Source organism: Bacillus sp. CD3-5 (assembly GCF_006349665.1).
Taxonomy (GTDB): domain Bacteria; phylum Bacillota; class Bacilli; order Bacillales; family Bacillaceae_G; genus Bacillus_A; species Bacillus_A paranthracis.
Genome location: NZ_VEPX01000022.1, coordinates 21,897 through 48,449 on the forward strand (window position 1 = coordinate 21,897; position 26,553 = coordinate 48,449).

At 35.6% G+C, this 26,553-nt stretch carries 28 protein-coding genes; 1 reads left to right on the plus strand and 27 read right to left on the minus strand.

Features of this window, described 5'->3' with window-relative positions:
- The 18 genes from FH036_RS25535 to metG form a co-directional block, all read right to left on the minus strand.
- A complete protein-coding gene (locus FH036_RS25535; protein WP_000444155.1) occupies positions 1-1,602 on the minus strand; it encodes a putative polysaccharide biosynthesis protein in 1,602 nt (533 codons plus the stop codon).
- Positions 1,603-1,832: 230 nt separating this feature from the next.
- Positions 1,833-2,369, minus strand: coding sequence for a stage V sporulation protein T (spoVT, locus tag FH036_RS25540; protein ID WP_000648302.1), 537 nt, complete (start codon positions 2,367-2,369; stop codon positions 1,833-1,835).
- A gap of 136 nt (positions 2,370-2,505) precedes the next feature.
- Complete coding sequence (mfd, locus tag FH036_RS25545) at positions 2,506-6,036, minus strand: transcription-repair coupling factor (protein ID WP_000579710.1); 3,531 nt, start codon at positions 6,034-6,036, stop codon at positions 2,506-2,508.
- A 106-nt stretch (positions 6,037-6,142) separates the two neighbouring features.
- Positions 6,143-6,367 carry an anti-sigma-F factor Fin gene (locus FH036_RS25550; RefSeq protein ID WP_000399440.1) on the minus strand — a complete coding sequence of 75 codons (225 nt, stop codon included), beginning with the start codon at positions 6,365-6,367 and terminating at the stop codon, positions 6,143-6,145.
- Between the two features lie 70 nt (positions 6,368-6,437).
- On the minus strand, positions 6,438-6,998 hold the full coding sequence (pth, locus tag FH036_RS25555) for an aminoacyl-tRNA hydrolase (RefSeq protein ID WP_001979768.1): 561 nt from the start codon (positions 6,996-6,998) through the stop codon (positions 6,438-6,440).
- A gap of 72 nt (positions 6,999-7,070) precedes the next feature.
- The gene (locus FH036_RS25560; protein WP_000107420.1) at positions 7,071-8,024 is read right to left on the minus strand and encodes a ribose-phosphate diphosphokinase; all 954 of its coding nucleotides are present in this window, start codon (positions 8,022-8,024) and stop codon (positions 7,071-7,073) included.
- A gap of 18 nt (positions 8,025-8,042) precedes the next feature.
- On the minus strand, positions 8,043-9,422 hold the full coding sequence (glmU, locus tag FH036_RS25565; RefSeq protein ID WP_000071036.1) for a bifunctional UDP-N-acetylglucosamine diphosphorylase/glucosamine-1-phosphate N-acetyltransferase GlmU: 1,380 nt from the start codon (positions 9,420-9,422) through the stop codon (positions 8,043-8,045).
- A 321-nt stretch (positions 9,423-9,743) separates the two neighbouring features.
- Entirely contained in the window at positions 9,744-10,037 is a 294-nt protein-coding gene (gene spoVG / locus FH036_RS25570; RefSeq protein ID WP_000454041.1) for a septation regulator SpoVG, read from the minus strand.
- 152 nt (positions 10,038-10,189) lie between these two features.
- Positions 10,190-10,564, minus strand: coding sequence for a RidA family protein (locus tag FH036_RS25575; protein ID WP_000869807.1), 375 nt, complete (start codon positions 10,562-10,564; stop codon positions 10,190-10,192).
- Between the two features lie 122 nt (positions 10,565-10,686).
- Complete coding sequence (gene purR, locus FH036_RS25580; RefSeq protein ID WP_000702473.1) at positions 10,687-11,535, minus strand: pur operon repressor; 849 nt, start codon at positions 11,533-11,535, stop codon at positions 10,687-10,689.
- Positions 11,536-11,589: 54 nt separating this feature from the next.
- Positions 11,590-12,459 carry a 4-(cytidine 5'-diphospho)-2-C-methyl-D-erythritol kinase gene (ispE, locus tag FH036_RS25585; RefSeq protein ID WP_000772092.1) on the minus strand — a complete coding sequence of 290 codons (870 nt, stop codon included), beginning with the start codon at positions 12,457-12,459 and terminating at the stop codon, positions 11,590-11,592.
- Positions 12,460-12,655: 196 nt separating this feature from the next.
- Positions 12,656-12,835, minus strand: a complete 180-nt coding sequence (gene sspF, locus FH036_RS25590) for an acid-soluble spore protein SspF (protein ID WP_001985066.1) — start codon at positions 12,833-12,835, stop codon at positions 12,656-12,658.
- 91 nt (positions 12,836-12,926) lie between these two features.
- Positions 12,927-13,187, minus strand: coding sequence for a biofilm formation stimulator Veg (gene veg, locus FH036_RS25595; protein ID WP_000044350.1), 261 nt, complete (start codon positions 13,185-13,187; stop codon positions 12,927-12,929).
- Positions 13,188-13,425: 238 nt separating this feature from the next.
- Positions 13,426-14,289, minus strand: a complete 864-nt coding sequence (gene yabG, locus FH036_RS25600; protein ID WP_001173738.1) for a sporulation peptidase YabG — start codon at positions 14,287-14,289, stop codon at positions 13,426-13,428.
- A gap of 110 nt (positions 14,290-14,399) precedes the next feature.
- Positions 14,400-15,278, minus strand: a complete 879-nt coding sequence (rsmA, locus tag FH036_RS25605; RefSeq protein ID WP_000651552.1) for a 16S rRNA (adenine(1518)-N(6)/adenine(1519)-N(6))-dimethyltransferase RsmA — start codon at positions 15,276-15,278, stop codon at positions 14,400-14,402.
- Positions 15,275-15,832: a ribonuclease M5 gene (gene rnmV / locus FH036_RS25610; protein WP_000692830.1), complete on the minus strand. Its 558-nt coding sequence runs from the start codon at positions 15,830-15,832 to the stop codon at positions 15,275-15,277. Before rnmV ends, rsmA begins: the two co-directional genes overlap by 4 nt.
- Before the next feature lie 216 nt (positions 15,833-16,048).
- Complete coding sequence (locus FH036_RS25615; protein ID WP_070805065.1) at positions 16,049-16,816, minus strand: TatD family hydrolase; 768 nt, start codon at positions 16,814-16,816, stop codon at positions 16,049-16,051.
- A 166-nt stretch (positions 16,817-16,982) separates the two neighbouring features.
- Positions 16,983-18,965, minus strand: a complete 1,983-nt coding sequence (metG, locus tag FH036_RS25620) for a methionine--tRNA ligase (protein WP_138322583.1) — start codon at positions 18,963-18,965, stop codon at positions 16,983-16,985.
- A 517-nt stretch (positions 18,966-19,482) separates the two neighbouring features.
- Between metG and FH036_RS25625 the strand changes: the two genes are divergently transcribed.
- A complete protein-coding gene (locus tag FH036_RS25625) occupies positions 19,483-19,767 on the plus strand; it encodes a transition state genes transcriptional regulator AbrB (RefSeq protein ID WP_000843036.1) in 285 nt (94 codons plus the stop codon).
- Between the two features lie 20 nt (positions 19,768-19,787).
- Here the strand turns inward: FH036_RS25625 and rsmI are convergent, their stop codons facing one another.
- From rsmI to FH036_RS25670, 9 genes are all read right to left on the minus strand, one after another.
- On the minus strand, positions 19,788-20,663 hold the full coding sequence (gene rsmI / locus FH036_RS25630; RefSeq protein WP_000267829.1) for a 16S rRNA (cytidine(1402)-2'-O)-methyltransferase: 876 nt from the start codon (positions 20,661-20,663) through the stop codon (positions 19,788-19,790).
- Positions 20,632-20,922, minus strand: a complete 291-nt coding sequence (locus FH036_RS25635; protein ID WP_000414340.1) for a GIY-YIG nuclease family protein — start codon at positions 20,920-20,922, stop codon at positions 20,632-20,634. Before FH036_RS25635 ends, rsmI begins: the two co-directional genes overlap by 32 nt.
- The gene (locus tag FH036_RS25640) at positions 20,909-21,649 is read right to left on the minus strand and encodes a tRNA1(Val) (adenine(37)-N6)-methyltransferase (RefSeq protein ID WP_001055351.1); all 741 of its coding nucleotides are present in this window, start codon (positions 21,647-21,649) and stop codon (positions 20,909-20,911) included. Before FH036_RS25640 ends, FH036_RS25635 begins: the two co-directional genes overlap by 14 nt.
- Before the next feature lie 120 nt (positions 21,650-21,769).
- Positions 21,770-22,120: a DNA replication initiation control protein YabA gene (yabA, locus tag FH036_RS25645; RefSeq protein WP_000412056.1), complete on the minus strand. Its 351-nt coding sequence runs from the start codon at positions 22,118-22,120 to the stop codon at positions 21,770-21,772.
- A gap of 14 nt (positions 22,121-22,134) precedes the next feature.
- The gene (locus FH036_RS25650; RefSeq protein WP_000272429.1) at positions 22,135-22,962 is read right to left on the minus strand and encodes a PSP1 domain-containing protein; all 828 of its coding nucleotides are present in this window, start codon (positions 22,960-22,962) and stop codon (positions 22,135-22,137) included.
- A gap of 5 nt (positions 22,963-22,967) precedes the next feature.
- A complete protein-coding gene (gene holB, locus FH036_RS25655) occupies positions 22,968-23,951 on the minus strand; it encodes a DNA polymerase III subunit delta' (RefSeq protein ID WP_000169574.1) in 984 nt (327 codons plus the stop codon).
- A 35-nt stretch (positions 23,952-23,986) separates the two neighbouring features.
- Complete coding sequence (gene tmk / locus FH036_RS25660; protein WP_000677231.1) at positions 23,987-24,613, minus strand: dTMP kinase; 627 nt, start codon at positions 24,611-24,613, stop codon at positions 23,987-23,989.
- A 1-nt stretch (position 24,614) separates the two neighbouring features.
- The gene (locus FH036_RS25665; protein ID WP_139896368.1) at positions 24,615-26,036 is read right to left on the minus strand and encodes an aminotransferase class I/II-fold pyridoxal phosphate-dependent enzyme; all 1,422 of its coding nucleotides are present in this window, start codon (positions 26,034-26,036) and stop codon (positions 24,615-24,617) included.
- Between the two features lie 72 nt (positions 26,037-26,108).
- On the minus strand, positions 26,109-26,288 hold the full coding sequence (locus tag FH036_RS25670) for a sigma factor G inhibitor Gin (RefSeq protein ID WP_000842028.1): 180 nt from the start codon (positions 26,286-26,288) through the stop codon (positions 26,109-26,111).
- Between the last annotated feature and the right edge of the window lie 265 nt (positions 26,289-26,553).

A 26,553-nucleotide genomic window follows, 5' to 3' on the forward strand; every position in this document is an offset into this window, starting at 1 on the left:
CTATCCACTCTTCTTCAATGAACCTTCTTTTTTCTCTTTTTTCATAACGGTTCCTATTTCTGCTTTTGTAAATACACGTAATTTTAAAATGAAAAACATATATGCCAATCCGCCGATGGCTACACCTAACAACGCCTCAAGTGTTGCAACACCTCTATGACTTGTATCCATTACTAATCCAGACATTTGCAATACACGCATAAACATTATTAGTACAAATCCCATACCGATACCACTAATAACTATACCTAACATATTCCGTTTGTCGATAAGCGATTCGGATACAGCTCGCATAAGTAATACACTATTTAGTATAGAAATTACAATTAACGCAACTAGCGTCGCAATTGCAGCTCCCTTCACACTAAAATATGGCATTAATATATAATTTAAAGCTAACTTTAAACAACCGCCACATATAACAAATATTGCTGGTTTTAATGTTTGTCCTAACCCTTGCAAAATAGAAGCAGTTGTAATCGACAATGAACTAAATAAAATAGATAAAGATAAAATAGATAAAACATCTGACCCATCACTATTTTCAAACAACATAATATTCGTAGGTTGGATAATACAAGTTAATCCAATGGCTGCTGCAAATCCGATAACAAATGTTATTTTCATCGCTAACCTTACCTTTTCTCGAATAAAGGTAAGATCCCCTCTTTCCTTCGCTGCTGTAATAATTGGAATAAGCGACAACGAGAAGGAAGTTGTCACGACAGTACCCAATTGCATAAGCGGGATACTTCTGTCATAAACACCTTTTAACACCTTTGCACTTTCAACTGGCTCTCCCGCTCCAATAAGTAGAGAATAGAAAGAAATAGAATCAGCCATTTGTATAAAAATAAGCACTAAGTTACTAACACAAATCGCTAACCCCTGCCAAAACAGGATTTTTATAATCTTCTTTTTCCCTTTAATCCTCTTTACACTTTTGAAGAATATAGAACGAAAGTCATGACGCATATAAAGTATAAGTACGATAATCCCAATCAATCCACCTGCGATTGAACCGAGCATAGCACCTGCACCAACTGTATATAAATCAAATTCGTGAGCAATTAGGAATAGAGATAAAAATACAATAATAGAAACACGAATCGTTTGTTCTATCACTTGCGAAACAGCTGTTGGCATCATATTATTGAATCCCTGGAAATATCCTCTTGCTACAGATAAAAACGGCATCAATATGAATGAAAAGGAAATAACGCGTAATAGCTTATCTAAGTGTATATCGCCCATAGCTATCGCAATTGCTTCGGCACCAAAGAACAATGTAAAAAATCCTATGAAACCAATCCCTAATAAAAACCAAAAAGATACACAAATAATTTCCTCTGCTTCTTGTTTTTTCCCTCGCTCTAATCGTTCCGCAACCATTTTTGAAATTATAATAGGGAACCCATAAGTAGCTAAAATTAAACAAAATCCATAAAATGGATAAATTTGTTGGTAAATATAAAAACCAACGTCACCCGCTATATTTTGATATGGAATACGGTAAAAGGCGCTTAATACCTTTGTAACAAAACTTGCGATTGTTAATATAATAGCCCCACGCCAAAAGGCTTGATACTTCTTCGATTCCATGCAAGAAAACTCCTTTTTCTATTCTCACCCCTCGTATTATATCATAAAGAAAAGGACAAGCTTCCTTACCTACACAAGTAAGAATACGTTCGTGCAACGTTAGAAATATTCAATGAAAAAAGGTAGCAAAGCGCTACCTTCATTCAATATACATATATCTCCAAATAATTGATTTCTCAAGAAGAAATATCATAATTAGGAAAGATTGCTACTTCTAAAATCATACACCTTTACTGTTCCATTTGTTTTGCTAAGAAACTGGCAGCAGTATTGACCGCCTTGTGTTCTATTTCGCTTATAATCGCTTCTTTTGAAAAAATAATGACAGCCCCAATTGGGTCTCCATTTGCAACAATCGGCCCAACTGTATAAGAATGAACCTTTTCTGTTACACCATCAATAATGGAAATATCACTTTCGTCCGTCATAATAACAGACTTTCTTTCTTCCATCGTTTTTTCAATTAAATCGCCAACACTTTTATTTAAGTATTCTTTTTTTGATACACCTGATACTGCGATAATAGAATCTCGATCACATACAAGCACATTATGTCCTAAGCTATCATATAAAGCATCTGCATATTCTTTTGCAAAATCACCTAGCTCGCTAATTGGAGAATATTTCTTTAAAATTACTTCTCCATCGCGATCTACAAATATTTCTAGTGGGTCCCCTTCTCGAATACGTAAAGTTCTACGAATTTCCTTCGGGATTACTACCCTACCTAAATCATCAATTCGACGTACGATTCCAGTTGCTTTCATTCTAATGCTGCCTCACTTTCTACTGATGATCAAAGTGGTGAATTTACCTGTTCATGTAAAAATCACCAACTGTTAGACATAGTATTTTACACATTAGTTCTTCTATGCACGTCGAATTGCATTTTTTTATCTAATATTAGGCATTTATGACTTCTTTTTTTACATCTGGCAAGCCTTTTAATAAATTTTCAGCAATTGTTAACCACTTCGATGTCTCTAAGCCATTTGTTTTCATGACGATTTTCAATTGTGATCCTTCCATTCCTAGACCGATCATTCGTCCAAAACTATTTCCAAGCATAAATAATTTTCCGCCATCAATGTTTTGACTCGCTTGTTCTGAGAACAGAATTGTTACTTCAAATTTATTTTGCTTAATTAATTCAATTTGTTCTTTCATTGCTAATACTTTAATATTTGCGATTTGCAATAAGTAACCAACTTCTTGCGGGTAATCACCAAATCTATCTATCATCTCTTCCTGCAACTCTTCAATATCCTCAATTGCAGAAACACCTCTAAACTGTTTATACATCATAATTTTTTGTTTACTATCAGAAATATAAGCATCCGGTAAATATGCATCTACTTCTAAATCAATTTCAACATTAACTGTATTTTCAACTCCGTCTGTTCCCCTACGCTGTTCAATTGCATCTTTTAACATTTGAGAATATAAATCAAATCCGACAGAATCAATAAATCCATGTTGTTCGGCTCCTAACAAGTTACCAGCACCACGAATTGATAAATCTCGCATCGCAATTTTGAAACCAGATCCAAGCTCTGTGAACTCCTTAATGGCTTGCAGGCGCTTCTCCGCAACTTCCGATAACACTTTATCCCGTTTGTATGCAAAGTAAGCATATGCAACACGATTAGAACGTCCAACACGCCCACGAAGCTGATACAACTGCGATAATCCCATACGATCTGCATCAAATACAATTAATGTATTTACATTTGGAATATCTACACCCGTCTCAATAATCGTTGTGCTTACAAGAACATCATGCTGTCCTTCTAAAAACGATAGCATAACAGACTCTAATTCACTCTCGTTCATTTTCCCATGTGCATAAGTTACACGCGCATCTGGAACTAACATCGAAATTTCATCTGCTTTTCGTTCGATATCCTCTACACGATTATATAGGAAGTAAACTTGACCACCTCTTGCAAGCTCCCGTTCTATCGCTTCTCGCATTAATGCTGGATTATACTCTACTACATATGTTTGAACCGGGAAACGATTTTCCGGCGGCGTCTCAATAACAGATAAATCACGCACACCAAGCATAGACATATGGAGCGTACGCGGAATCGGAGTTGCCGTTAATGTTAATACGTCAACATTTGCTTTTAATTGTTTAATTTTTTCTTTATGCGTTACACCAAATCTTTGTTCTTCATCAATAATAAGAAGACCTAAATCTTTATAAGTAACATCTTTAGATAAAATACGGTGCGTTCCGATTACAATATCTACTGTGCCATCTTTTAAACCTTTAATTGTTTCATTTTGCTGCTTTCTCGTACGGAATCTACTTAATAATCCTATATTGATTGGATAATCTTGAAAACGCTCTCGAATTGTTTCATAGTGTTGTTGTGCAAGGATCGTTGTCGGCACTAAAATTGCAACTTGTTTTTCATCCATAATTGCTTTAAACGCCGCACGAATAGCTACTTCCGTCTTTCCATATCCTACATCACCACAAAGAAGCCTATCCATCGGACGTCCACGTTCCATATCCTTTTTAATCTCTTCAATAGAACGTAATTGATCCTCTGTCTCTTGATACGGGAAAGAGGACTCGAATTCTTGTTGTTCTGCCGTATCCGGTGTATATGCATAACCCTTTGAAGCTTCGCGCTCAGCATATAGTTTAATTAGGTCATCCGCAATGTCTTGTACAGATTTTTCAACTTTCGTTTTGACCTTCTTCCAATCATTTCCACCCAATTTATAAACTTTCGGATCCTTACCCTCAGATCCTACATATTTTTGCACTTGGTCAATTTGTTCAATTGGAACGTATAACTTATCATTACCTTGATATTTAATATTCAAATAATCTTTATGAACACCGTTAATCTCTAATGTTTCAATACCTAAGAATTTACCTATACCATGATTTACATGAACTACATAATCCCCAACTTTTAATTCCGAATAACTTTTAATACGCTCAGCATTCGATAACTTTTGCTTACGTTGTGATTTTTTAACTTTCTTATGGAAAAGCTCTTTTTCAGTAATGACAACAAGCTTTTGCATCGGCATTTCAAATCCTGCATGTAAATCACCTACAGCAATTTGTAGCCTTCCAGGCAATAATATATCTGTGCCTTCTACAATATCTGCCTCAATATCATAATCACTTAAAATATGTTGTAGTTTTTTCACACGTTCATCATCTGTACCTAACACAACAGTCGTAAAATGCCCTTCGTTCCATCTATCAATTTCAGTTTTCAACAACTGCATCTGCCCATGGAAATCTTGCATTGTTTTACATGTCACATTCACAATGTTTTGCGGATGTGTATGTGCTATATGACGTAAGAATAACGTTAAATATACAAAACTTCTTTTTTTATGATGAAGAAATTCTTCAAACGAATGAGAGAAAGATAAATCTTGAATGATTGTTCCCTCACCGAGAAGGGATATATACCATTCCGCCTCTTCCGTTTCAAGATGTGATGCTGTTTCTTGAATACGTGAAATCTCATCTAAAATCACAACACCATCTTCTGGTAAATAATCTATCAGACTAGCAGGTTCGTTATAGAAAATAGATAAATATTTAAACATCTGTTCTATACTTTGCCCGTTTTTTAACATCTCAATTTCATGACTTACCGTCTCAAGCACTGTAGTCTTCAACTTATCATCAGAAAGTTTTTGCATCGTCTTAGTCAGACCTTCTTCAAGATGCTTAATTCCTGATTTCAATTCTTCCTGCGAAAATAAAAACTCTGTTGCTGGACCAAATCTAACACTTTCTTTTTTATCTTGAGAGCGCTGTTCATCCACATCAAACAATCGAATAGAATCAACTTCTGTATCGAAAAATTCAATACGAAATGGTAGCTCTTCAGTTAGTGGATAAATATCTAATATTCCCCCGCGTAAACTAAATTCTCCAGGAGCTTCTACCATAGACTTACGCTCATAGCCGATATGATGTAAAGTATGCAAGAATGTATCTAAATCAATCTCTTGCCCTAGATTGATTTCGATTTGCCTTTGCTTCCACAACTCTTTCATTGGTAAAAATCTGCGTAGTCCTGCAACTGGTGCTACAATAATCCCATGTTCTCCTGCAGCTAAGCGATTTAACACTTCAATACGTTGCGCCTTCAATTCTGGGCTTGCAACACCAAGTTCTGATGCTATCAATTCATTTACTGGATATAGCCATACATCTTTTTCACCAAGTAACGCCACTAAATCTTCATGTACTTTTTGTGCTTGATATAAATTATGCGTCACAATAAGTTGTGATTTTTTTGTTTTTTTATATAAGGCCGCCATTAATAACGAACGAGAAGAGGTTGCCATACCTGATACAAGTTGCTCTTTTAACCCATCTTCTAATCCATTAATGACCGATTGGATCTCTTCATTTTTATAAAATTGCTCTAATAAACCTATCATTTTCAAAACCCCTCTCAACATAAAAGAGCAAGCCACTATATTTTATGCAAATATTTCGGAAAAAGAAAACAGAAAAATGCTTTGGACATGCCAAAGCGACAACATTTTATTGCAGAAATTTTTCATATTCATAATACTCAGGATAAGATGCGAGCGTTTCTTGACACAATTCACAAATCGTTTTTATATATATATTTCCATTCTCATGAAAATGAATCATTTCTACTACTTCTTGCTCTGTTAGTTGAAATAAAACGTCGCTATATACTTTTTCTGCGGTAACGGAGCCTACATTACTCCCGCAATGTCTGCAATAATAATACCCTTCCATACTAGCCTCCTAAAAATCCAATTACTGCTAGTATGGGTAAAAACAAAATAAAATATTCCCAATCGTACCCTTAACTATTGAAAGTATTCATAATTTGAAGAAAAGGTTTATTTAACCATTCTTCACATGCATCTGCTGCTTTTTCAATAGAATGATTTACATCAGGAATCTCTTCTGATGTAAAACGTCCTAATACGTAATCTACTACCTTCATTCCATTTTTCGGACGATCGATTCCCATGCGGATACGTTGAAACTCTTGTGTTCCTAAATGTGAAATTGTTGATTTCACACCATTATGTCCACCCGCACTGCCTTTCATACGAAGGCGTAATTTACCTACAGGGATGTCTAAATCATCGTATAGAACAACGAAGTCCTCTACATCAATTTTATAGTAATCCATTAACGGACGAATACTTTCCCCAGATAAATTCATATATGTAAGTGGCTTTAATAAGATTACTTTTTCTCCATTAACAAATCCTGCACCAAATACTCCTTTAAACTTTTGTTCGTTCAAAGAAATATTCCAACGCTTTGCAAGTTCATCAATCGCCATAAATCCAATATTATGCCTTGTTAATTCATATTCTCTACCTGGGTTCCCAAGTCCTACTATCAATTTCATTCTTGTACCACTACTTTCTTTTTTCGATACGAAAAGACGTAACCAATCTTGGTTACGTCTCATTCTATCCAATTAATTGAATAATACACTTACAGATTCTTCTTCGTATACACGAATGATTGCTTCTCCGATTAGTGGAGCAACTGAAAGTTCATGTACTTTGTCGATTTTCTTCTCTTCTGGTAATACGATAGAGTTCGTTACAACTAACTCTTTAATATTTGAGTTTTGGATACGCTCAATTGCTGGACCAGATAATACTGGGTGTGTACAGCAAGCATATACTTCAGAAGCACCGTTCTCAACAAGAGCGTTTGCTGCTAATGTAATTGTACCAGCTGTATCAATGATGTCATCAATTAAAATTGCTGTTTTACCTTCAATATTACCGATAATGTTCATTACCTCAGATACGTTCGGACGAGGACGACGCTTATCAATAATAGCGATCGGTGCTTTTAGGCGATCTGCCATTTTTCTAGCACGAGTTACTCCACCGTGGTCAGGTGACACGATTACGATATCTTTAAGACCTTTTGTTTCAAAGTAATCTGAAAGAATCGGTACACCCATTAGGTGGTCGATTGGGATATCAAAGAACCCTTGAATTTGTGGAGCATGTAAATCTAGAGTGATTACACGAGTTGCACCTGCTGTTTCAAGCAAGTTTGCTACAAGTTTCGATGTAATTGGTTCACGAGAACGCGCTTTACGGTCTTGACGCGCATAACCATAGTAAGGAATAACAATATTAATTGTTTTTGCAGATGCACGCTTTAATGCATCGATCATAATAAGTAATTCCATGATATGTTCGTTTACTGGGAAGCTTGTAGATTGAATAATGAATACATCGCAACCACGGATACTTTCTTCAATGTTAATTTGAACTTCTCCATCACTAAAACGATCAACAGAACATTTTCCTAGTCCTACTCCAATATGCTTTGCAATTTGCTCAGCAAGTTCCTTATTAGAGTTTAAAGAGAATACTTTCAAATTAGAATTTAGATATTGAGTCGACATCTAGATTAACCCTCCACATTATGATTTTTTCTTATTCAGCAATTGATCAACATAGTCTTCTTTGTTAACTTGACGTGCACGTGCTACAGACAATGCTTTTGATGGAACATTCTCTGTAATTGTAGAGCCTGCTGCCACATAAGCACCGTCTTCAACTGTTACAGGAGCAACAAGGTTTGAATTACATCCAATAAATACCCCGTTACCAATCACAGTTTTGAATTTATTCTTACCGTCATAGTTCACCGTAATTGAACCACAACCAAGATTCACGTCTTCTCCAACTTGTGCATCCCCGATATAACTTAAGTGTGAAGCTTTACTTCTATTACCAAAAACAGTTTTTTTGATTTCCACGAAGTTTCCAACGCGTACTTCATCTCCAATAACTGAATCTGGGCGAATATGTGCAAATGGGCCAACCGATACTTCTGTACCAAGCTTACTATCATGTACAGTAGATTGACGAATTGTCGTACGATCTCCAATTTCACTATCGCGAATTACTGTATGCGGTCCAATCTCACAATCAGAACCGATTACAGTGTTCCCCTCAATAATTGTTCCTGGATGAAGAACTGTATCACTACCGATAATTGCATCAGCAGAAATATACGTGTTACTTGGATCAATAATAGTAACACCATTTACCATGTTCTTTCGGTTGATACGGTTTTTCATAATAATTTCCGCTTGCGATAGAGCGACTCTGTCGTTAACACCTAACGTTTCATCGAAGTGCTCTGTTTGATAAGCTGATACAATATGACCTTCATTTTTTAAAATTTCAATAACATCTGGCAGGTAATATTCACCTTGTACGTTATCATTTGAAACTTTAGAAAGTGAAGCGAATAAAGCTTTATTATCAAAACAATACGTACCTGTATTGATTTCTTTAATAGCTAATTCTTTCTCATTTGCATCCTTATGCTCAACAATCTTTTCAACATGACCATTCTCATTACGAACGATACGACCATATCCAGCAGGTTCTTCTATGTAAGCTGTTAATACCGTTGCCATTGCCCCTGCTTCTTTATGTTGCTGAAGTAATGCTTCCATCGTTTCAGCAGTTATTAGCGGTGTATCACCACAAATAACTAAAGTTGTTCCTTCTTCGTTTGCAAGTACACTTGCAGCTTGATCTACAGCATGTGCTGTACCAAGTTGTTCTGCTTGTAATGCAAACTCACTTACGTTTCCTAGCTGTTCTTGTACCATTTCAGCACCATGTCCTACGACTGTTACAAGTTTCTGCAATCCTAATTGAGATACTTGATCGACAACATGTTGTACCATAGGTTTTCCACATACAGGATGAAGCACCTTGTATAGCTTAGACTTCATACGTGTGCCTTTACCTGCCGCTAGAATCACTGCAAATCTGTTTGACATATAGACCCTCCATCGCAACCTATTTATCCATTAACGATATTATCCTAAATCATCATATATTTCAAGAAACACATTTTAACTATTAAATTTTACCATAATTCTTATAAGATGTTTTACTCTTTAGTATCTTTTTTAAGAAATAAGCTATACTATTTAAAATGATTTTGAAAAAATTAGAAGTTCTCCTCTTTATTTTATTTAATTCGGAATTTTCTAAATGAGATATATGTATAAACACAAAAAAACAAACCCCTGTAAATGCTTACAGGAGTTTGTTGCAAAATTATAGGGCTTCTCTAAAAAGCCCTTTTCATTCGAATTTTACGAAGCACCTGCTTCTTCAAACTCAACCTCTTCTAACTCGCCTAAACGATGATACTCTGTTAAAACCGCATCTTGAATTTTAGAGCGTGTACCAGAATTAATTGGATGTGCAATGTCACGGAATTCTCCATCTGGAGTACGTTTACTTGGCATTGCTACAAATAATCCATTATTACCATCAATTACACGAATATCATGAACAACAAATTCATGGTCTAGAGTAATAGAGGCAATTGCTCTCATGCGGCCTTCTGTGTTTACGCGGCGTAATCTTACGTCAGTCACTTCCATCTTGTGTTCACCACCCTTTTCTAAATAAGCGATATATTTGTATAAATTCCACAAAATTTCTATTTTCCCTTTAATTTTTTAAAAATTTTTAAGATAAAAATTTTTAATGTAATTGAATATAGAGATTAGTAGAGGTTATCGCTTACAAAGAATTACTTAACTAGGGCAATCACTTCGATTTCAACTAAAACATCTTTCGGTAATTTTGCTACTTGTACACAAGAACGAGCTGGCTTATGAGCAGAGAAATAAGATCCATATACTTCATTAACAGCATTAAAGTCATCCATATCTTTTAAGAATACTGTTGTTTTTACTACCGTATCAAATGAAGCACCTGCTTCTTCTAATACTGCTTGTAAATTTTGAAATACTTGCTCTGTTTGTACTGTTACGTCTCCTGCTACAAGCTCTCCACTTGCAGTTAACGGAATTTGTCCTGAACTGTAAAACATATTATTTACAATAATCCCTTGTGAATATGGTCCAATTGCTTGTGGTGCATTGTTTGTTTGAACAACTTTCATACTTTTCACCCTTTTATTATTTATTTTTACTCTTTAAAAATAGTGCACGAAAAGCAGTTTGTCCATCTATTTTATAACTTATAAATAGAATAAAAAAAGATAAAGCTATTTGCTTTACCTTTTTACTCAGCCTCTACAAGCCCTTCATCAAATGGTGCCAGTGAATAATTTCCCTTTTCCACTTGAATCGCTTTTTCTTTCACATCAACTTCCGATAGACGAATTAATGATACAAAATTGTTAATTAGTCTTTCTTCAATATCCGTAGACTCTACCAATACACCAATCCCAACAACATTAGCTTTAAACTCTTCTAACATACTCATCATACCTTGAATGGTTCCGCCAGCTTTCATGAAGTCATCAATAATTAAAACATTGGATCCTTCTGGAAGGCTACGCTTCGCTAGCGTCATTGTTTGGATGCGCTTAGAGGAACCTGATACATAGTTAATACTAACAGTTGGTCCTTCTGTTACCTTATTGTCTTTCCTTGCAATTACTACCGGTACATCTAAGTAATTTGCCACTGCATACGCAAGTGGAATTCCCTTTGTTGCCACCGTCATAACTGCATCAATTGGTTGCCTAGCAAAAACAGAAGCAAACAAACGACCTGCCCCATTAATATGACGAGGATTACTTAAAAGATCTGTCATATATAAGTAACCACCAGGCAAAATACGATCTGGATTTTCAAATAAGCTACAAAGCTCACCAATAATTAGATCTGCCTCTTCTTCACTTATATATGGTATATATTTCACTCCTCCTGCTGCTCCTGGTATCGTTTGCAATGTGCCGACCCCTTGTTGTTCAAACGTTTGCTTAATAATAACTAAATCTTCACTAATAGAAGACTTAGCTGATTGATACCTTTCAGCAAAAAAAGTGAGAGAAACTAGCTGACGAGGGTTTTGTAACAAGTAATACGTCATATCGACTAATCTTGTACTTCGTCTAATTTTCATACTCTCACCTCAAATCACGAATATTCTAAACAAATCATAACGTATTATACGTCTTTATTCAAGCGTTTCTCGCTCTCCTAATAAACGTACTGCGTATACTTGTTCACAAAATCCTTTTAATCCGTTATATATACGATGCATTCTCGAATCATGGTGCACTAGGCCGAATACAGTTGGACCACTTCCACTCATTAATACAGCATCTGCCCCAAATCGCTTCATTTGTGCCTTAATACGTGCAACTTCAGGATGCATCGCAAACGTTACATCTTCTAAAACATTACCAACATTATCACAAATCCCTTTGTAGTCTCCAGCATTTATGACATCTACCATTTTATCTACATCCGGATGTGTAACTCGATTTAACTTTAAATTTCCATATACATCAGCAGTAGATACCCCAATATGAGGTTTTGCTAAAATAACCCAACAAGAAGGTGGAGTTTTTATGTGCTCAATCTGCTCTCCTCTTCCAGTGGCAATTGCTGTCCCACCATATACACAAAACGATACATCTGATCCAATTTCTGCGCCAAGCTCTGCTAACTGATCAATTGTAAGCCCTAAATTCCATAATTTATTAAGACCACGTAATGTCGCTGCTGCATCACTACTTCCACCCGCTAATCCAGCTGCTACTGGAATCGTTTTTTCAATAGTAATAGATACGCCTTTTTTCACATTAAACTTCTCTTTTAATAATTTCGCTGCTTGATAAGCCAGATTTCTTTGGTCGTCTGGGACATACCGATTATGGGATAAAATTTCAATACGGTCTTCTGCTAATTCCATTAGTTCTAAACGATCCGCTAAATCAATTGTTGTCATAATCATTTTCACTTCATGATATCCGTCTTGTCTTTTTCCCAGTACATCTAACGACAGATTAATCTTTGCTGGTGCTTTCACTAGTAGCTTCAATCTATTCACCCACTCTATGTACTCAATCTTTTATCGTTTATTTTACCATAAATTTATAGTAAGACGATGACACTTCCCTAATTATAACGAAAAGCATTCAGAATGAAACTACTTATGTAAAATGATGGCACTTTTTATAGTACAAAAAGCCGAGGAATCACTCCTCGGCTACCGTAGCATAGAAAGTATCTTACAACTACTGGTTTTGTTTCATTAATTGCTGTTCTGCAATTTCTATAGCACGTTTCACCATGTTACCAGCATCTTTCGCACGAATTCCGCCCCATCCTTCTTTCTGAACAACATCATAAAAGCCCAACTCTTTTGCAAGCTCTTCTTTAAATTGATTCGACATGACACCTCTTCGTCTACTCAATGCAGAGTCCCTCCTTATTTTGCTACGGTATCATTAGTATGCAAAATAATATAGCTTTTCATTTGTGGGAATATATGTAACGATACATGAATTATAAAATCACTTCATTATGAGGTTCACCATAAAATGTTAACTCTACTGTCTCTGTTAAAACATCCGCATAACTATACGACACACGTTGCAACGTATCTTCTTGTTGATCCAGTTGTACAACAAAAACAGAACGGTACGTTTCTGCAAGTACACCTGATTGTTCTACAGTTTTTCTTCTCCCACTGTTTGCCTTTAACATCAGTCTCTGTCCAAGATGGTGATCTAATTCGCTTTTAATTTCATCTAAACGTTTTGACATATACTTCGTTACACCTCGCTGTAATTTAGATTGAACACTTAAAACACGATATATCTATCCCAATTATTAACCGCAACTCACAGACAATATCATTATAAAAGCATCATGCGTTCGAATAGATAGAAGAAATACTATATTGTAAAAGTATCATTATGTAGTCTGTGCGTTCTTGTCTCTTTTTATCCAAACAGATTTAAATCCTCTCCATACAAAAAAGCAAGATACATATGTACCTTGCTTATTCTTCATAATGTTGAAAAGGTAAGCCAGTTCGTAAAATCCCCCTTGTCTCAATCCCGCCAAGTCCCTTTTCACCAGTAATCGTATTACGTACAACATCCCATACATTAACCCTTTCCATAAATGACGTAAAACTAATTTTACCAACCACATATACAGGATCTAGTGCGTGAATATTAATTCTAGATGGGGAACTAGCAAAATTAGCGCCCGCTCGAATTAATGCTTCAAAGTGTGATTGACATGCCCCAGCAAAAATAACGAGTTGATCCAATGATGGATATTTTTTTCTCACTTCTCGAACAGCCTGTACAAAATGCCTTGAATGCCTATATGCTGCTAAATCTCCCTTTACACCTTTTGATTTTGTATACGCATCGTGCCCTGTAATAACTAAAATGTCCGGGCGAAAATGGTCTATTAAATCTACTACCTTTTCATGCATCTCCGTCTCTTTACAATGAATACCTTGTACAGGAACACCAATTTTATTATATAAATCTAGGCACTTGCGCAAATATAAGGGGTCTCCATCTATGTGCAATACACGTCCTGGCATTTGAAAATAATTCACTTCACTTGTATATCCACCAGTTGAAGTGTGTTCATGCCTTTGTTTCATTAATACGTAATCTTGTTGAAACAAACGATACGTCCGCTCCATTGTTTCTTTCTCACGCTTTGCTCTCTTTTTATGTTCTCGTTGATCTATACTAATTAAATCTTCAAGTGGCGCATCTGCCACTAATCTAATTTCCTCTCCAAACAATATAGCTATCTCGCCTTTTATTTCTATAATACGAAAAAGGATATCCCTATTATGAGAATATCGTTCCACTAATTCTCCAACATGTAAAGCCATTCTCCTACCTCCAAACTCGTTAGGCCATCTTACCTGTTTTTAAAGTATGAATTTAGGAGGAGAAAGGTGACAAAAGGGACAGTTCAAATTGAACTGTCCCTTTTGTACCCTTATGATAACTTATGAAGAACTAATGCATTACTTAATGTCGCAAACTCTTCGATAGATAGCGTTTCGCCTCTTCGTTTTGGATCAATTCCTACTTCTGTTAAAATCCGATCCAACAGCTCTTTATCTTTCGGGAAACCATTTAAATTATTTGATAAATTATTCATTAGAGTTTTACGACGCTGTGCAAAACTTGCTCGTACTACTTCAAAGAAGAATGTCTCATCTGTTACCTCTACCACTGGTTTAGGACGCTTTAGGAGGCGAATAATTGCAGAATCAACATTCGGTTGTGGCACAAACACTGTACGCGGTACAGTCATAACTGTTTCTACCTCTGTATAATACTGAATAGCAATGGATAAAGAACCATACTCTTTCGTTCCAGGCTTAGCCGCTAAACGATCCCCAACTTCTTTTTGCATCATAACAACGAATCCACGAACCGGTAATTTCTCTTCCAGCAATTTAAATAAAATTGGCGTCGTAATATAGTATGGTAAGTTAGCTACTACCATTACATCTTGCCCTTCTTCAAATTGCTCACTAAACACCTCATGTACATCTGCCTTTAGTACATCTTTATTGATAACAGTAACGTTGCCATATGGAGCTAACGTCTCATCTAAAATCGGTAATAACCTTTGATCAATTTCAAAAGCCACTACTTTTTTAGCACGCTTCGCTAATTGTTCTGTTAATGCACCGATACCTGGTCCAATTTCAATTGCACCACTTTCTGAACCAATTTCAGCGTGATCAACGATACGATTTAATACATTCGTATCAATTAAAAAATTTTGTCCTAAACTTTTTTTGAATGAAAATCCATACTTTTCAACAATATCTTTCGTACGATTTGGCGTTGCGATATCCTTCATTTTCTTTCCTCCTGTATGACTTGCTTATAAGCTTCTGCAAATGATTCTTTTGAAACTTGAAACATTTGTAAACGTTTATGTAACTGTTTTGCGTTTGTATAACCAATCTTTAATAGCTTACCCATTCTTTCTCTGCGACTCTTTGCCATTTCTCCGCCCACTAAACCTGCATCGACTAAATCGCTCCAACTGATTTCACTTGTGTAAGCTTCCATTTCTTCATGTATATTCTCTAAAGCACGGCGAATTGATTCATTAGAAGCATGTTCAATCCCGACACCTTTTTTCCTCTTAGCAAGTGCTTCTTCCTTCGGTAAAAAAGCATGTTTACATCCAGGCACCTTATCAGAAATAATTTTTCGAATACGCTCTCCAGGATAATCCGGATCTGTGAAAATAATAACGCCTCGTTTTTGCAGCGCTAATTTAACTTGTTCAATAACATGATCACCGATTGCTGAACCGTTCGTTTCAATTGTATCCGCATCAACAGCACGCTTAATCGCGACTGTATCATCTTTACCTTCTACAACGATAATCTCTTTAATTTTCATGCTTGCCTCCACACTCGTTTCGTCTCTACTTAGTAAAACAAAAAAATGACGACTTTTCCATTATTATTTTCCCCATTGTTACATTTTAAAAAATAGAATGTCCAAAACTTTGTTCTCTCTCCTTATTGTAACACTTACTCATTCACCCTCGTTTTCTCTACCACTTCTACTATTCTGTTTCTCAAAAAATAAAAAGAATGGGCTCCCCCATTCTTTTTATTCGACACCAAATAAAGCTTTTGCATTCTTAGTTGTTACTTCCGCTACCTCTTCATAAGAAATTCCTTTTAAGTTCGCAATTTCTTCTGCTACGAGTTTTACATAACTTGGTTCATTTCGTTTCCCGCGAAATGGATGCGGTGTTAAATACGGACAATCCGTCTCTATTAATAATTTCTCTAATGGAATCTCCGTAGCAACTTCTTTCGGTTTCTTAGCGTTTTTAAACGTAACCGGTCCACCTAACGAAATTAAAAAGTTCATATCAACACATCGCTCTGCTACCTCTACGCTACCGCTAAAGCAATGCATAATACCTCCTACTTCATCTGCATTCTCTTCTTCTAGAATATCAACAATATCTTGAGTTGCATCGCGGTTATGTATAATAATCGGTAATTTTACTTTTTTCGCTAATGCAATTTGTTTACGGAATACTTCTTTCTGTATTTCTTTTGGAGACTTATCCCAGTGATAGTCTAAGCCCATTTCTCCAAGTGCAACGACTTTAGGATGAGAAGCAAGTTCTTCTAACCAAGCTAAATGCTCTTCTGTCATGTCGATTGCATCAACTGGATGCCATCCAACCGCGGCATAAATAAAATCATAGGCTTCAGCTAATTCAATCGCCTTTTTTATCGTTACTTCATCAAAACCAACAACAACTGTATAAGTAACCCCCGCTTCTTTCATTCGGGCAATAACTTCTTGTAAGTCTTCTTCAAATTGCTCTGCATTCAAATGTGAATGTGTATCAAACAACATAATACATAACTCCTTTTATATTGAAATCAAATTTATTCTACGCAAATAAGCTCTTTTATAACTTAACGATAACAATACTACAATCTTAATGCAAAAATTGAGAGTGTAAAAAGAAAAAAGACGCTTCACACATGTTACACGTGAAACATCTCTTTTCTTGTCTTAATTACTTAATTTTTGTACCATTTGGTAGATTTTGGTCAATTGATGCTAATGACAATACGCCATTCTCTTCACCCGCTAAGATCATACCTTGTGATAATTCACCGCGTAATTTTACAGGTTTTAAGTTTGTTACACAAATAACTTTTTTACCTTTTAAATCTTCCGGCGAATAAAATTTTGCAATTCCAGAAACCACTTGACGTTTTTCTGTGCCTAAGTCTAGTTGAATTTTTAACAACTTGTCTGCTTTTTTCACAGGTTCCGCCGATAGAACTTCAGCTACGCGTAATTCTACTTTAAAGAAATCATCAATTGTAATTTCTTCTGTCTTCGGTTCTTCTTCTTTTTTCTCTTCTACTTTAGGAGCAGAGGCTTTCATTTGTTCTTTAATGTACGCTACCTCTACTTCCATTTCTAAACGAGGGAAAATCGGGTTTCCTTTTTCTACTTTTGTTCCAGCTGGAATGCATCCAATTGTAGACAGGCTTTCCCAAGATGTATGCGCTTCTTCAGTAAGGCCAAGCTGAGCGAACATCTTGCTTGGTGCTACTGTTAAGAATGGCATAAGCATAATACCTGTTTGACGAAGTACTTCTGCTAAGTGAGCCATTACAGAGGCTAACTTTTCGCGATCATTCTCATCTTTCGCTAATACCCACGGTTGTGTTTCGTCAATATATTTATTCGTACGGCTAATCAATTGCCAAATTGAACTTAGAGCTACAGAGAATTCCATGTTCTCCATTGCTTCTTCCACTTTTTTCAACGTATCCTGTGCAAACGTTACTAACGTTTCATCAAATTCCGTTACATTTGCTTTAAATGCAGGAATTTCTCCGTTAAAGTACTTATCAATCATAGCTACTGTACGATTTAATAGGTTACCTAAGTCATTTGCTAAATCGAAATTAATACGCTCCACAAATCCTTCTGGTGTGAATACGCCATCAGATCCAAATGGAACTTCACGAAGTAAGTAATAACGTAATGCATCTAATCCGTAACGATCGATTAATGTAACTGGATCTACTACGTTCCCTTTTGACTTACTCATCTTTCCATCCTTCATTAGAATCCAACCGTGAGCAAAGACTTTTTTCGGAAGAGGTAAATCTAATGCCATTAAAATGATTGGCCAATAAATCGTATGGAAACGAACGATTTCTTTTCCAACTAAATGCACATCTGCTGGCCAGAACTTCTTATACATCTCTTCATTTTCTGTTCCATAACCTAATGCTGTAATGTAGTTAGATAATGCGTCAACCCATACGTAAATAACGTGTTTCGGATTACCTGGAACACGAACTCCCCAGTCAAATGAAGTACGGGAAACTGCCAAATCTTCCAATCCTGGTTTAATAAAGTTATTAATCATTTCATTCTTACGAGACTCTGGCTGAATGAAATGTGGATTCTCTTCATAGAACTTTAATAGTCTGTCAACATATTTACCCATTCTAAAGAAATATGATTCTTCACGAACAAGTTCTACATCATGACCACTGTCTGGACTTTTCCCCCCAACTACTTTGTCACCTTCCATAATTGGATCTACTAATTGATGCTCTGTATAGAATGTCTCATCTTGTACAGAATACCAACCTTCATATTCATCAAGATAAATATCACCTTGATCTACTAGTTGCTTGAAGATTTTTTCGACAACATCTTTATGACGATCTTCCGTTGTACGGATAAAGTCATCATAGGAGATATCCATCTTCTCCCAAAGTTCTTTAATTCCTGCAACGATGTTATCCACATATGCTTGTGGTGTAACATTTAATTCTTCTGCTTTCTTTTGGATCTTCTGTCCATGCTCATCAGTTCCTGTTAAATAATGAACATTATATCCTTGCATACGCTTATATCGTGCCATCGCATCTCCTGCTACTGTTGTATAAGCATGTCCAATGTGTAATTTTCCACTTGGATAATAAATTGGGGTAGTAATATAAAAGGATTTGTTTTCCTTTGTCATTGTTTTGGACCTCCCGGATAACCTCATATGTATTTATAAATAGTATATCAAAAACTTATATATAAAGTGAAACTTTAATCTGTGAGGGTCTTGTTCATTCCCACGGATTATCAACCCACACCAATCGGACTTTTACGAGCAATCCGACTTCCACTTAACTTCTTTGGCCCAGCCGAATTTAAAATTTAGAATCTTACTACCCGTTAATGCAGGATAAAAACAAGTTCATATTTTTATATTTATCATCTATTACTCATATTTCAAGAAAATATACAGTCATTACCTATAATTTCTTGATTTTTCCGAAAATAAAGTGAAATAATAGTAGAAATTACTCAAATTCTATTATATATAAGAAGTAAGAAATCTATAAATCTTTTTAAAAAATATAGAATTAAAGAATTGACGGAAATGTAAATGATTGGTATCATATGTCCATAGGGTATTTTGTCGAAAAATGACGAATCTAAAAATAGACTCGAAACTTATAAACTATTTCTTTAGGAGGAAAAGAATTATGAAATCTACTGGTATCGTTCGTAAAGTTGATGAATTAGGTCGTGTAGTAATTCCGATCGAATTACGCCGTACTTTAGGTATTGCAGAAAAGGATGCTCTTGAAATCTATGTTGATGACGAGAAAATCATCTTGAAAAAATATAAGCCAAACATGACTTGCCAAGTAACTGGTGAAGTATCTGATGGTAACCTATCTTTAGCTGAAGGTAAAATTATCTTAAGCAAAGAAGGCGCTGAGCAAATCTTAAACGAGCTTCAAGATTATATCGAAACAGCAAAATAAGCTTCTCAATTATGAGAAGCTTATTTTTTATCGACATGATAGATTTGATATACATCGCGTTTCGACAAATCTCGATCTTTAGCGACTGTTTTTATCGCCTCTTTTGAATTCATACCTTTTTCGTTTATATAATGTTCAATATGATTATATACTGAAATAGATCCCCACCATTTTTCTTCTGGAGCAGGTTCTTCCGTTGAACCAGCTACTAAAATACAAAACTCACCACGAACTTCATTTTGTTTCGTCCACTCAATTGCTTCTTCAACTGTTCCTCGAATAAATTCCTCGAATTTTTTCGTTAACTCTCGGCATAATACGATTTCTCTATTTCCCAATACTTCTTGCATCGAGATTAAAGTATCATCCAGGCGGTGAGGCGCTTCATAAAACATCATTGTAGTTTGTATGTAACGAAGCTTCTCTAACTCCATTTTTCTTTCTTTTTTATTTCTTTGTAAAAACCCATAGAAATAAAACTGTTTTGTTTCAAGTCCTGATGCAATTAATGCTGTAAGGGCTGCATTTGCCCCAGGAAGCGGGATTACATGATATTGCTCAGCTACTGCCTCGACAACAATATCATAGCCTGGATCGGAAATACACGGCATACCAGCGTCACTAACAAGTGCTACAGTCTTTCCTTCATCTAACTTCTCTAATATTTTCTTTCCACTTACTTCTTTATTATGCTCGTGGTAACTCATAACAGGCGTTTCAATTTCAAAATAATTACAAAGTTTTTTTGTTTGTCTCGTATCTTCAGCAGCAATTAAATCCGCTTCTTTTAAAATTCGGATTGCACGAAATGTCATATCTTCTAAATTTCCAATAGGAGTTGGTACTAAATATAAAACTCCCTTTTCACTTTGTTGAAAGCTTTTTTGTTGCCACATAGCGTTCTCCTTTTTGCATATATTCTTCTTTTTGTTTTCTATTTAATTGCTTAAAATAATACTCTGCTTGCATAGCTGTACGCTTATCTTCATGAAATTCTACGTATTTTAAAGCAACAGGAAGTCTAGCACGCGTATACTTAGCCCCTTTTCCGCTATTATGGGTCTCAATCCGCTTCTCTATATGATTTGTATATCCAGCATAGTAACTTCCATCAGAGCACTCCACTACATAAAAACAATGCTTATTCTTCTCCATATAAAATAGAACGAATCTCCTTTGTATATTCATTATTTTCTTCATATACAAAAAGAGGTGGCAATATTTTCAAATCTGCGTTTCCGTCCTTAATTCCTTCAATTAACAATGTATTCGCTTCTTTCCCTGCCTTAGGATAAACAAATCGTACACGCTTCGGTTCAATTTTGTATTTACGCATTAATGTAACAATATCTAATAAACGACCTGGACGATGTACAAATGCTACTTTCCCGCCTTGCTTTACTAGCTGACTACTTGCAGATACAACATCCTCTAGTGTACACATAATTTCATGACGAGCTATCGCTAAATGTTCATTCATATTTTTTTCAGAGGTTGCAGGTGTTTGGAAATAAGGCGGATTACATGTGACAACATCATATTGATGACGCCCAAGTTTCTCCGGCATATCTTTCAAATCCCCGTGTATTAAGTGAATTCTTTCTTCCAACTTATTGTATTGGACACTTCTTATTCCCATATCATATAAGCGTTCTTGAATTTCTACACCAGTAATATTCCCTTTCGTCCTTGTACTTAATAGAAGGGGTACAACTGCATTACCTGTACACAAATCAAGTAAATTACCTTTTTGAATTGGCACCCAAGCAAAGTCTGCAAGTAAAACAGCATCTAACGAGAAATTAAATACTGATGGGCTTTGTATAATCTTCAAATCTTGTGCTAATAAGTAATCTAAACGTTCATCTTCGTATAAATTCATATGTTGCTCCTTTTCTTACACTTAACCTACCCTATTTCATCTTCTACTAATAAAAAACATATTCGATTCTACTCTCATGTATAAAAAATTACCTTTCCAATTATTATTGGAAAGGTAATTTCACTTTTTATTTAAAAATGACAGGCAGAATAAACAATCTCCCTCTTTACGTACACTTCCATAATGCAGATTACAAATATGAAAACCTTCTTGATATAGTCTTGCTAAATTATCGTAGCCTTCACCAATATCTGTCTTCGGCTTCACTTCTTTACGTTTTTGAGTTTTTTGTTTTTCTTTAATCTGTACTTCTTCAAAGCGGTGTCGCAAATTTTCATTTTCCATTTTTATATGTTGGTTTTCTTCCAGTAACTCTGCAAGATGTTGTTTTAATTCTCCCAACTGTTTGTATAAATGTCCAATTTGCTCTTCCATACTAGAAACCGATGCAAAAATATCTTTTTTCTCCACAAGCACCCACCTCATTAATCTGTGGTTTGACTCGAAACGACCCCTTTATTCACTAACTCATCTAACGTATATTCTACTATCCGTTCCTTGTCTACTAGTTCCACTTGAATTAATCTTTCTAAAATATTTAATCCGATAACACGGCCAGTACCATGCGGGGTTTGTATACGTTGATCTAAATCAGGAAGTTGTTCCTTTGCTGCCTCATATTCATCGTTCTCATATTTTAAGCAACACATTAAGCGACCACATAAACCAGAGATTTTTGCAGGATTTAATGATAAATTTTGATCCTTTGCCATCTTAATGGATACAGGTTCAAAATCCCCTAAAAAAGTAGAACAACAAAGCATACGACCACATGGACCAATACCACCAAGCATTTTCGCTTCATCACGAACACCGATTTGTCTTAGTTCAATTCTTGTCCTAAAAATTGCTGCTAAGTCCTTCACTAGTTCGCGAAAATCAATCCGACCATCCGCAGTAAAGTAGAAAATAATTTTATTGCGATCGAACGTATACTCTACATCTACAAGTTTCATATCAAGATTATGTTCTACTACCTTTTGCTGACAAACTTGATATGCCTCTTTTGCAGCATGTTTGTTCTCTTCAACAATGGTACGATCGTTTTCATTTGCAATGCGAATAACCTTTTTTAGTGGTAATACAACGTCGTTTTCATCAACTTGCTTTTTGGTAATAACTACTTTTCCGTATTCAATACCTCTTACCGTTTCTACAATTACAAACTCATTTTCAGAGATATCGAACTGATTCGGATCAAAGTAATACACCTTTCCGGCCTTCTTAAAGCGAACACCTACTACATCATACAAAACGGTCATCCCTCCTGCAACCGCAACACTAACTGTTCGAACACAAGCTGCGCATTTACATTAGCGTTGATTCTATTTTTTGCCTCTAATATATTAAAGAGAGCTGATACAATGCGCTTCTGAGCGTAGGAGAAAGATTCAAACATCTCTTTCTGCTCATGAAAAACAAGACGATCTTCTTCTCCAAGTTGAACATATAATAAATCCTTATAAATAAGGAGTAACATATCTAAACCTTGCTGTAATTGTTCTTTCTCTCCAAAGTGTTTTCCCCATTTTTCTTGTACAAAAAAAATAGAGGCTTTATCTTTTTCGAGCGCTTCACATAATTTTATCACTAAAGCTCGTGCTTGTGCAAACCATTCATCACTACATAAAGCCAAAGCTTCATCAAAACTATTTGTGAGTTGTGCAGCAAGTGTCGATAAAGATGTCGTAACACCTTCATCCTGTAATCTTCTAATTAAAGATTCCGTAGGTAACGGTCTAAATGTAACAACTTGACAACGAGATAAAATCGTATTTAAAATTTGATGACTTTGTTCAGTAAGTAAAATAGCTGTTGTATCACTACTTGGTTCTTCTAAAAATTTCAACAGTGTATTCGCCGCATTTGCTGTCATACGGTCTGCGTGCTCAATAACATATACTTTTTTATTTGCTTCTAATCCTGTTTTTGAAAACTCTTCTTGTAAATCATGAATTTGCTGCTTCTTAATAGACAATCCGTCTGGTTTTACAATATGTAAGTTTGGGTGGTTACCTGAATCAATTCGCTTACAATTTGTACATACATGACAAGGCTCTACCCCATTCCGCTGAGAACAGAGGAAACTCTTTGCCATTTGAATTGCTGTCGCAAACTTTCCTGTCCCTTTCCCTCCCTCTAATAAGTAAGCGTGGGATATACGCTCTTTTGCGATGCTATTCATCAACATTTTTACACCGATGGGTTGTATAGCAGAAAGCTGCTCCCACGTCTTCGTCATAATGCATACCTCACTTATTTCATTCTTTCCTTCTATTATAACAATTTATCTTCTATAACTTGAATAACTTCTTCTATAAGTTTTTCCATTGGTTGATCAGCATTTACTAATACAATACGATCCGAGAAACGTTCTACAACTTGTAAATACCCTTCACGCACACGTTTATGGAAAGTGATATCTTCCATATCTAACCGATTCACTTCACGTCCTGCATCTTTTGCAATTCGAGCTAAACCAACCTCGGGTTCAATGTCTAGGTAAATTGTTAAACTAGGCATGCAGTCTTCTGTTGCGAAACGATTGATTTCAAATACTTTATCCATACCTAACCCTCTTGCATAGCCTTGATACGCTAAAGAGCTATCTATAAAACGATCACATAATACAAGGTAATCCTCATCAAGTGCCGGCATAACTTTTTCCACTAAATGTTGTCTACGTGCAGCGGCATATAAAAGTGCCTCTGTACGTGCTTCCATCATCGTATATTCTTGCTTATGTAAAATCGTTCTAATCTCCTCAGAAATCGCAATACCACCTGGTTCTCTTGTCGCCATTACCTTTTGTTCCTTTTGTTCAAAGTATGGCAATAAACCTTGAATTAACGTTGTTTTACCCGAACCTTCTGGCCCCTCAATTGTTACAAATAATCCCTTCATCCTAAAACCTACTTTCTATATCATACACTTTCATATATTTCGTGCTACCTTGAAAACGAGCGCCTGCTCTCTCTAAATGCATAATTTGCTCTTTATGTTCTGAAGTAATTCTTTCTCCATACATAATCAATGGAATACCAGGTGGATATGGAATTACCATTTCCGCCGCTATCATCCCAACTGCTTCTTCTACAGATACTACTTTTGTTTCATATCCTTCCAGTTGTTTATATGTATACGGCAGGGGAGAAATTTCTCCTTTATAAGTATAACGAATAGATTCCGTCTTGTCTTTCACCTCATAAGGTTGCAATGCCGCCCGGATCATCTCTATAGCCTTCATATACTTCTTATTTACTTGCAAAGGCAAAATAAATAAGACATTATATGGATCTGCCATTTCGGTATATATACCAACCTTTTCTAATACGGACTGTAATTCGTATCCTGATAACTGACAACGCGTCTGTATGGTAACTTTTAGCTCGTCTTGTAATGGATATTGTAAAATAGCTAATTGTGGGATAGAAGACAATTCTTCTTTAAATTTCTGTAAAAACTCGACAATTTCATCATGTCCCTTTTCTTTTATACGCGCTATCGTAAAGCGTGCAATATCAAGGGAAGCCATAATTGGATACGATGGACTACTAGATTGTAGCATACTTAAATAAGTAGAAACTTTTTCTTCTTTCACTAAGCGGCTATTTATATGTAAATAGGATCCCATCGTCATCGCAGGTAATGTTTTATGTGCGGAATGAACTACAATATCTGCACCATATGCTAAAGCTGACTTTGGAAATGCCCCACCTAAACAAAAATGAGCTCCATGCGCTTCATCTACTAACACAGGAATTTTATGTGCATGTGCATAAGCAATGCTTGCCTCTAAATCCATCCCCTTACCATAATAATTAGGATGTGTTAAAATAAGTGCTTTCGCATTTGGATATTTTTCAATTGCTTCCTTAATAATCTCATCATGAATTCCCACGGGTACGTTATAAGCTTCATCAATCCATGGATCTAAAAAAATTGGATTTGCTCCTGCTAATTTTAAACCATTAATAATTGATTTATGACAATTTCTTTGTACAAGAACAATATCATGTTCCCTACAGCAAGACAAAATCATTGCTAAGTTCCCGACTGTTGAACCATTAATTAAAAAATAACTTTTGTTCACTCCATATACATCAGCTAATAATTGTTGTGCCTCATCTATACATTCAAACGGACTATGTAAATCATCTAACCCTGATAACTCAGTTACATCGATAGATAGTATATCTTTAAACTCCTCTACTGCCCCTTGAGGGAAGTTTAAACCATTTTTATGACCTGGAACATGAAAGGATAACGGCCTTCTTTCTTTAAACTCTATTAATGCTTCATATAAAGGTATGCGATTTTGATTCATCTATATCTCTTCCTTATTATTTCATTCTTTCTCTATTATACAGAACAAAAAAAATAATAGGCATATGCCTATTTAAAAATATGATACTTCTAATTTCCGAAGCTGTTTTAAATAATATATATACTTCGGATCATTTGTTTCTGTATTCACCATGTCCTTTTCACATTCATAACATATTAAATTATTATAAACATATATCCCTTCTTTTCTTTCTGTCTCACAAACAATACAAACTTCGTTTTGTGATTTCATATCTTTCCCTCCCTATTTAATTTAAATGGACATATTTTATACTTCTATTCCTTAACAATTTACAGAAAAATATACATCGATTTCTTATATAATATGATTCATCCTTGGGCAACGTGTTTGTATTACCATTACTTCTTTTTGCATACTGTTTGAAAACACAAAAAAACACAAGTCAAAAGACTTGTGTTTTTAGTTGCTTGGCGACGTCCTACTCTCACAGGGACAAGGTCCCAACTACCATCGGCGCTAGAGAGCTTAACTTCCG

Bases quoted from the DNA above. Each gene is read 5' to 3' on its own strand.
- FH036_RS25535 (WP_000444155.1), bottom strand. From the start codon at position 1,602: ATGGAATCGAAGAAGTATCAAGCCTTTTGGCGTGGGGCTATTATATTA.
- spoVT (WP_000648302.1), bottom strand. From the start codon at position 2,369: ATGAAAGCAACTGGAATCGTACGTCGAATTGATGATTTAGGTAGGGTA.
- mfd (WP_000579710.1), bottom strand. From the start codon at position 6,036: ATGATAGGTTTATTAGAGCAATTTTATAAAAATGAAGAGATCCAATCG.
- FH036_RS25550 (WP_000399440.1), bottom strand. From the start codon at position 6,367: ATGGAAGGGTATTATTATTGCAGACATTGCGGGAGTAATGTAGGCTCC.
- pth (WP_001979768.1), bottom strand. From the start codon at position 6,998: ATGAAATTGATAGTAGGACTTGGGAACCCAGGTAGAGAATATGAATTA.
- FH036_RS25560 (WP_000107420.1), bottom strand. From the start codon at position 8,024: ATGTCGACTCAATATCTAAATTCTAATTTGAAAGTATTCTCTTTAAAC.
- glmU (WP_000071036.1), bottom strand. From the start codon at position 9,422: ATGTCAAACAGATTTGCAGTGATTCTAGCGGCAGGTAAAGGCACACGT.
- spoVG (WP_000454041.1), bottom strand. From the start codon at position 10,037: ATGGAAGTGACTGACGTAAGATTACGCCGCGTAAACACAGAAGGCCGC.
- FH036_RS25575 (WP_000869807.1), bottom strand. From the start codon at position 10,564: ATGAAAGTTGTTCAAACAAACAATGCACCACAAGCAATTGGACCATAT.
- purR (WP_000702473.1), bottom strand. From the start codon at position 11,535: ATGAAAATTAGACGAAGTACAAGATTAGTCGATATGACGTATTACTTG.
- veg (WP_000044350.1), bottom strand. From the start codon at position 13,187: ATGTCAAAACGTTTAGATGAAATTAAAAGCGAATTAGATCACCATCTT.
- yabG (WP_001173738.1), bottom strand. From the start codon at position 14,289: ATGGCTTTACATGTTGGAGAATTAGTGGAACGATATTCTCATAATAGG.
- rsmA (WP_000651552.1), bottom strand. From the start codon at position 15,278: ATGAAGGATATCGCAACGCCAAATCGTACGAAAGATATTGTTGAAAAG.
- rnmV (WP_000692830.1), bottom strand. From the start codon at position 15,832: ATGAAAATTAAAGAGATTATCGTTGTAGAAGGTAAAGATGATACAGTC.
- FH036_RS25615 (WP_070805065.1), bottom strand. From the start codon at position 16,816: ATGTTGTTTGATACACATTCACATTTGAATGCAGAGCAATTTGAAGAA.
- metG (WP_138322583.1), bottom strand. From the start codon at position 18,965: ATGACAAAGGAAAACAAATCCTTTTATATTACTACCCCAATTTATTAT.
- FH036_RS25625 (WP_000843036.1), top strand. From the start codon at position 19,483: ATGAAATCTACTGGTATCGTTCGTAAAGTTGATGAATTAGGTCGTGTA.
- rsmI (WP_000267829.1), bottom strand. From the start codon at position 20,663: ATGTGGCAACAAAAAAGCTTTCAACAAAGTGAAAAGGGAGTTTTATAT.
- FH036_RS25635 (WP_000414340.1), bottom strand. From the start codon at position 20,922: ATGGAGAAGAATAAGCATTGTTTTTATGTAGTGGAGTGCTCTGATGGA.
- FH036_RS25640 (WP_001055351.1), bottom strand. From the start codon at position 21,649: ATGAATTTATACGAAGATGAACGTTTAGATTACTTATTAGCACAAGAT.
- holB (WP_000169574.1), bottom strand. From the start codon at position 23,951: ATGACGAAGACGTGGGAGCAGCTTTCTGCTATACAACCCATCGGTGTA.
- tmk (WP_000677231.1), bottom strand. From the start codon at position 24,613: ATGAAGGGATTATTTGTAACAATTGAGGGGCCAGAAGGTTCGGGTAAA.
- FH036_RS25665 (WP_139896368.1), bottom strand. From the start codon at position 26,036: ATGAATCAAAATCGCATACCTTTATATGAAGCATTAATAGAGTTTAAA.
- FH036_RS25670 (WP_000842028.1), bottom strand. From the start codon at position 26,288: ATGAAATCACAAAACGAAGTTTGTATTGTTTGTGAGACAGAAAGAAAA.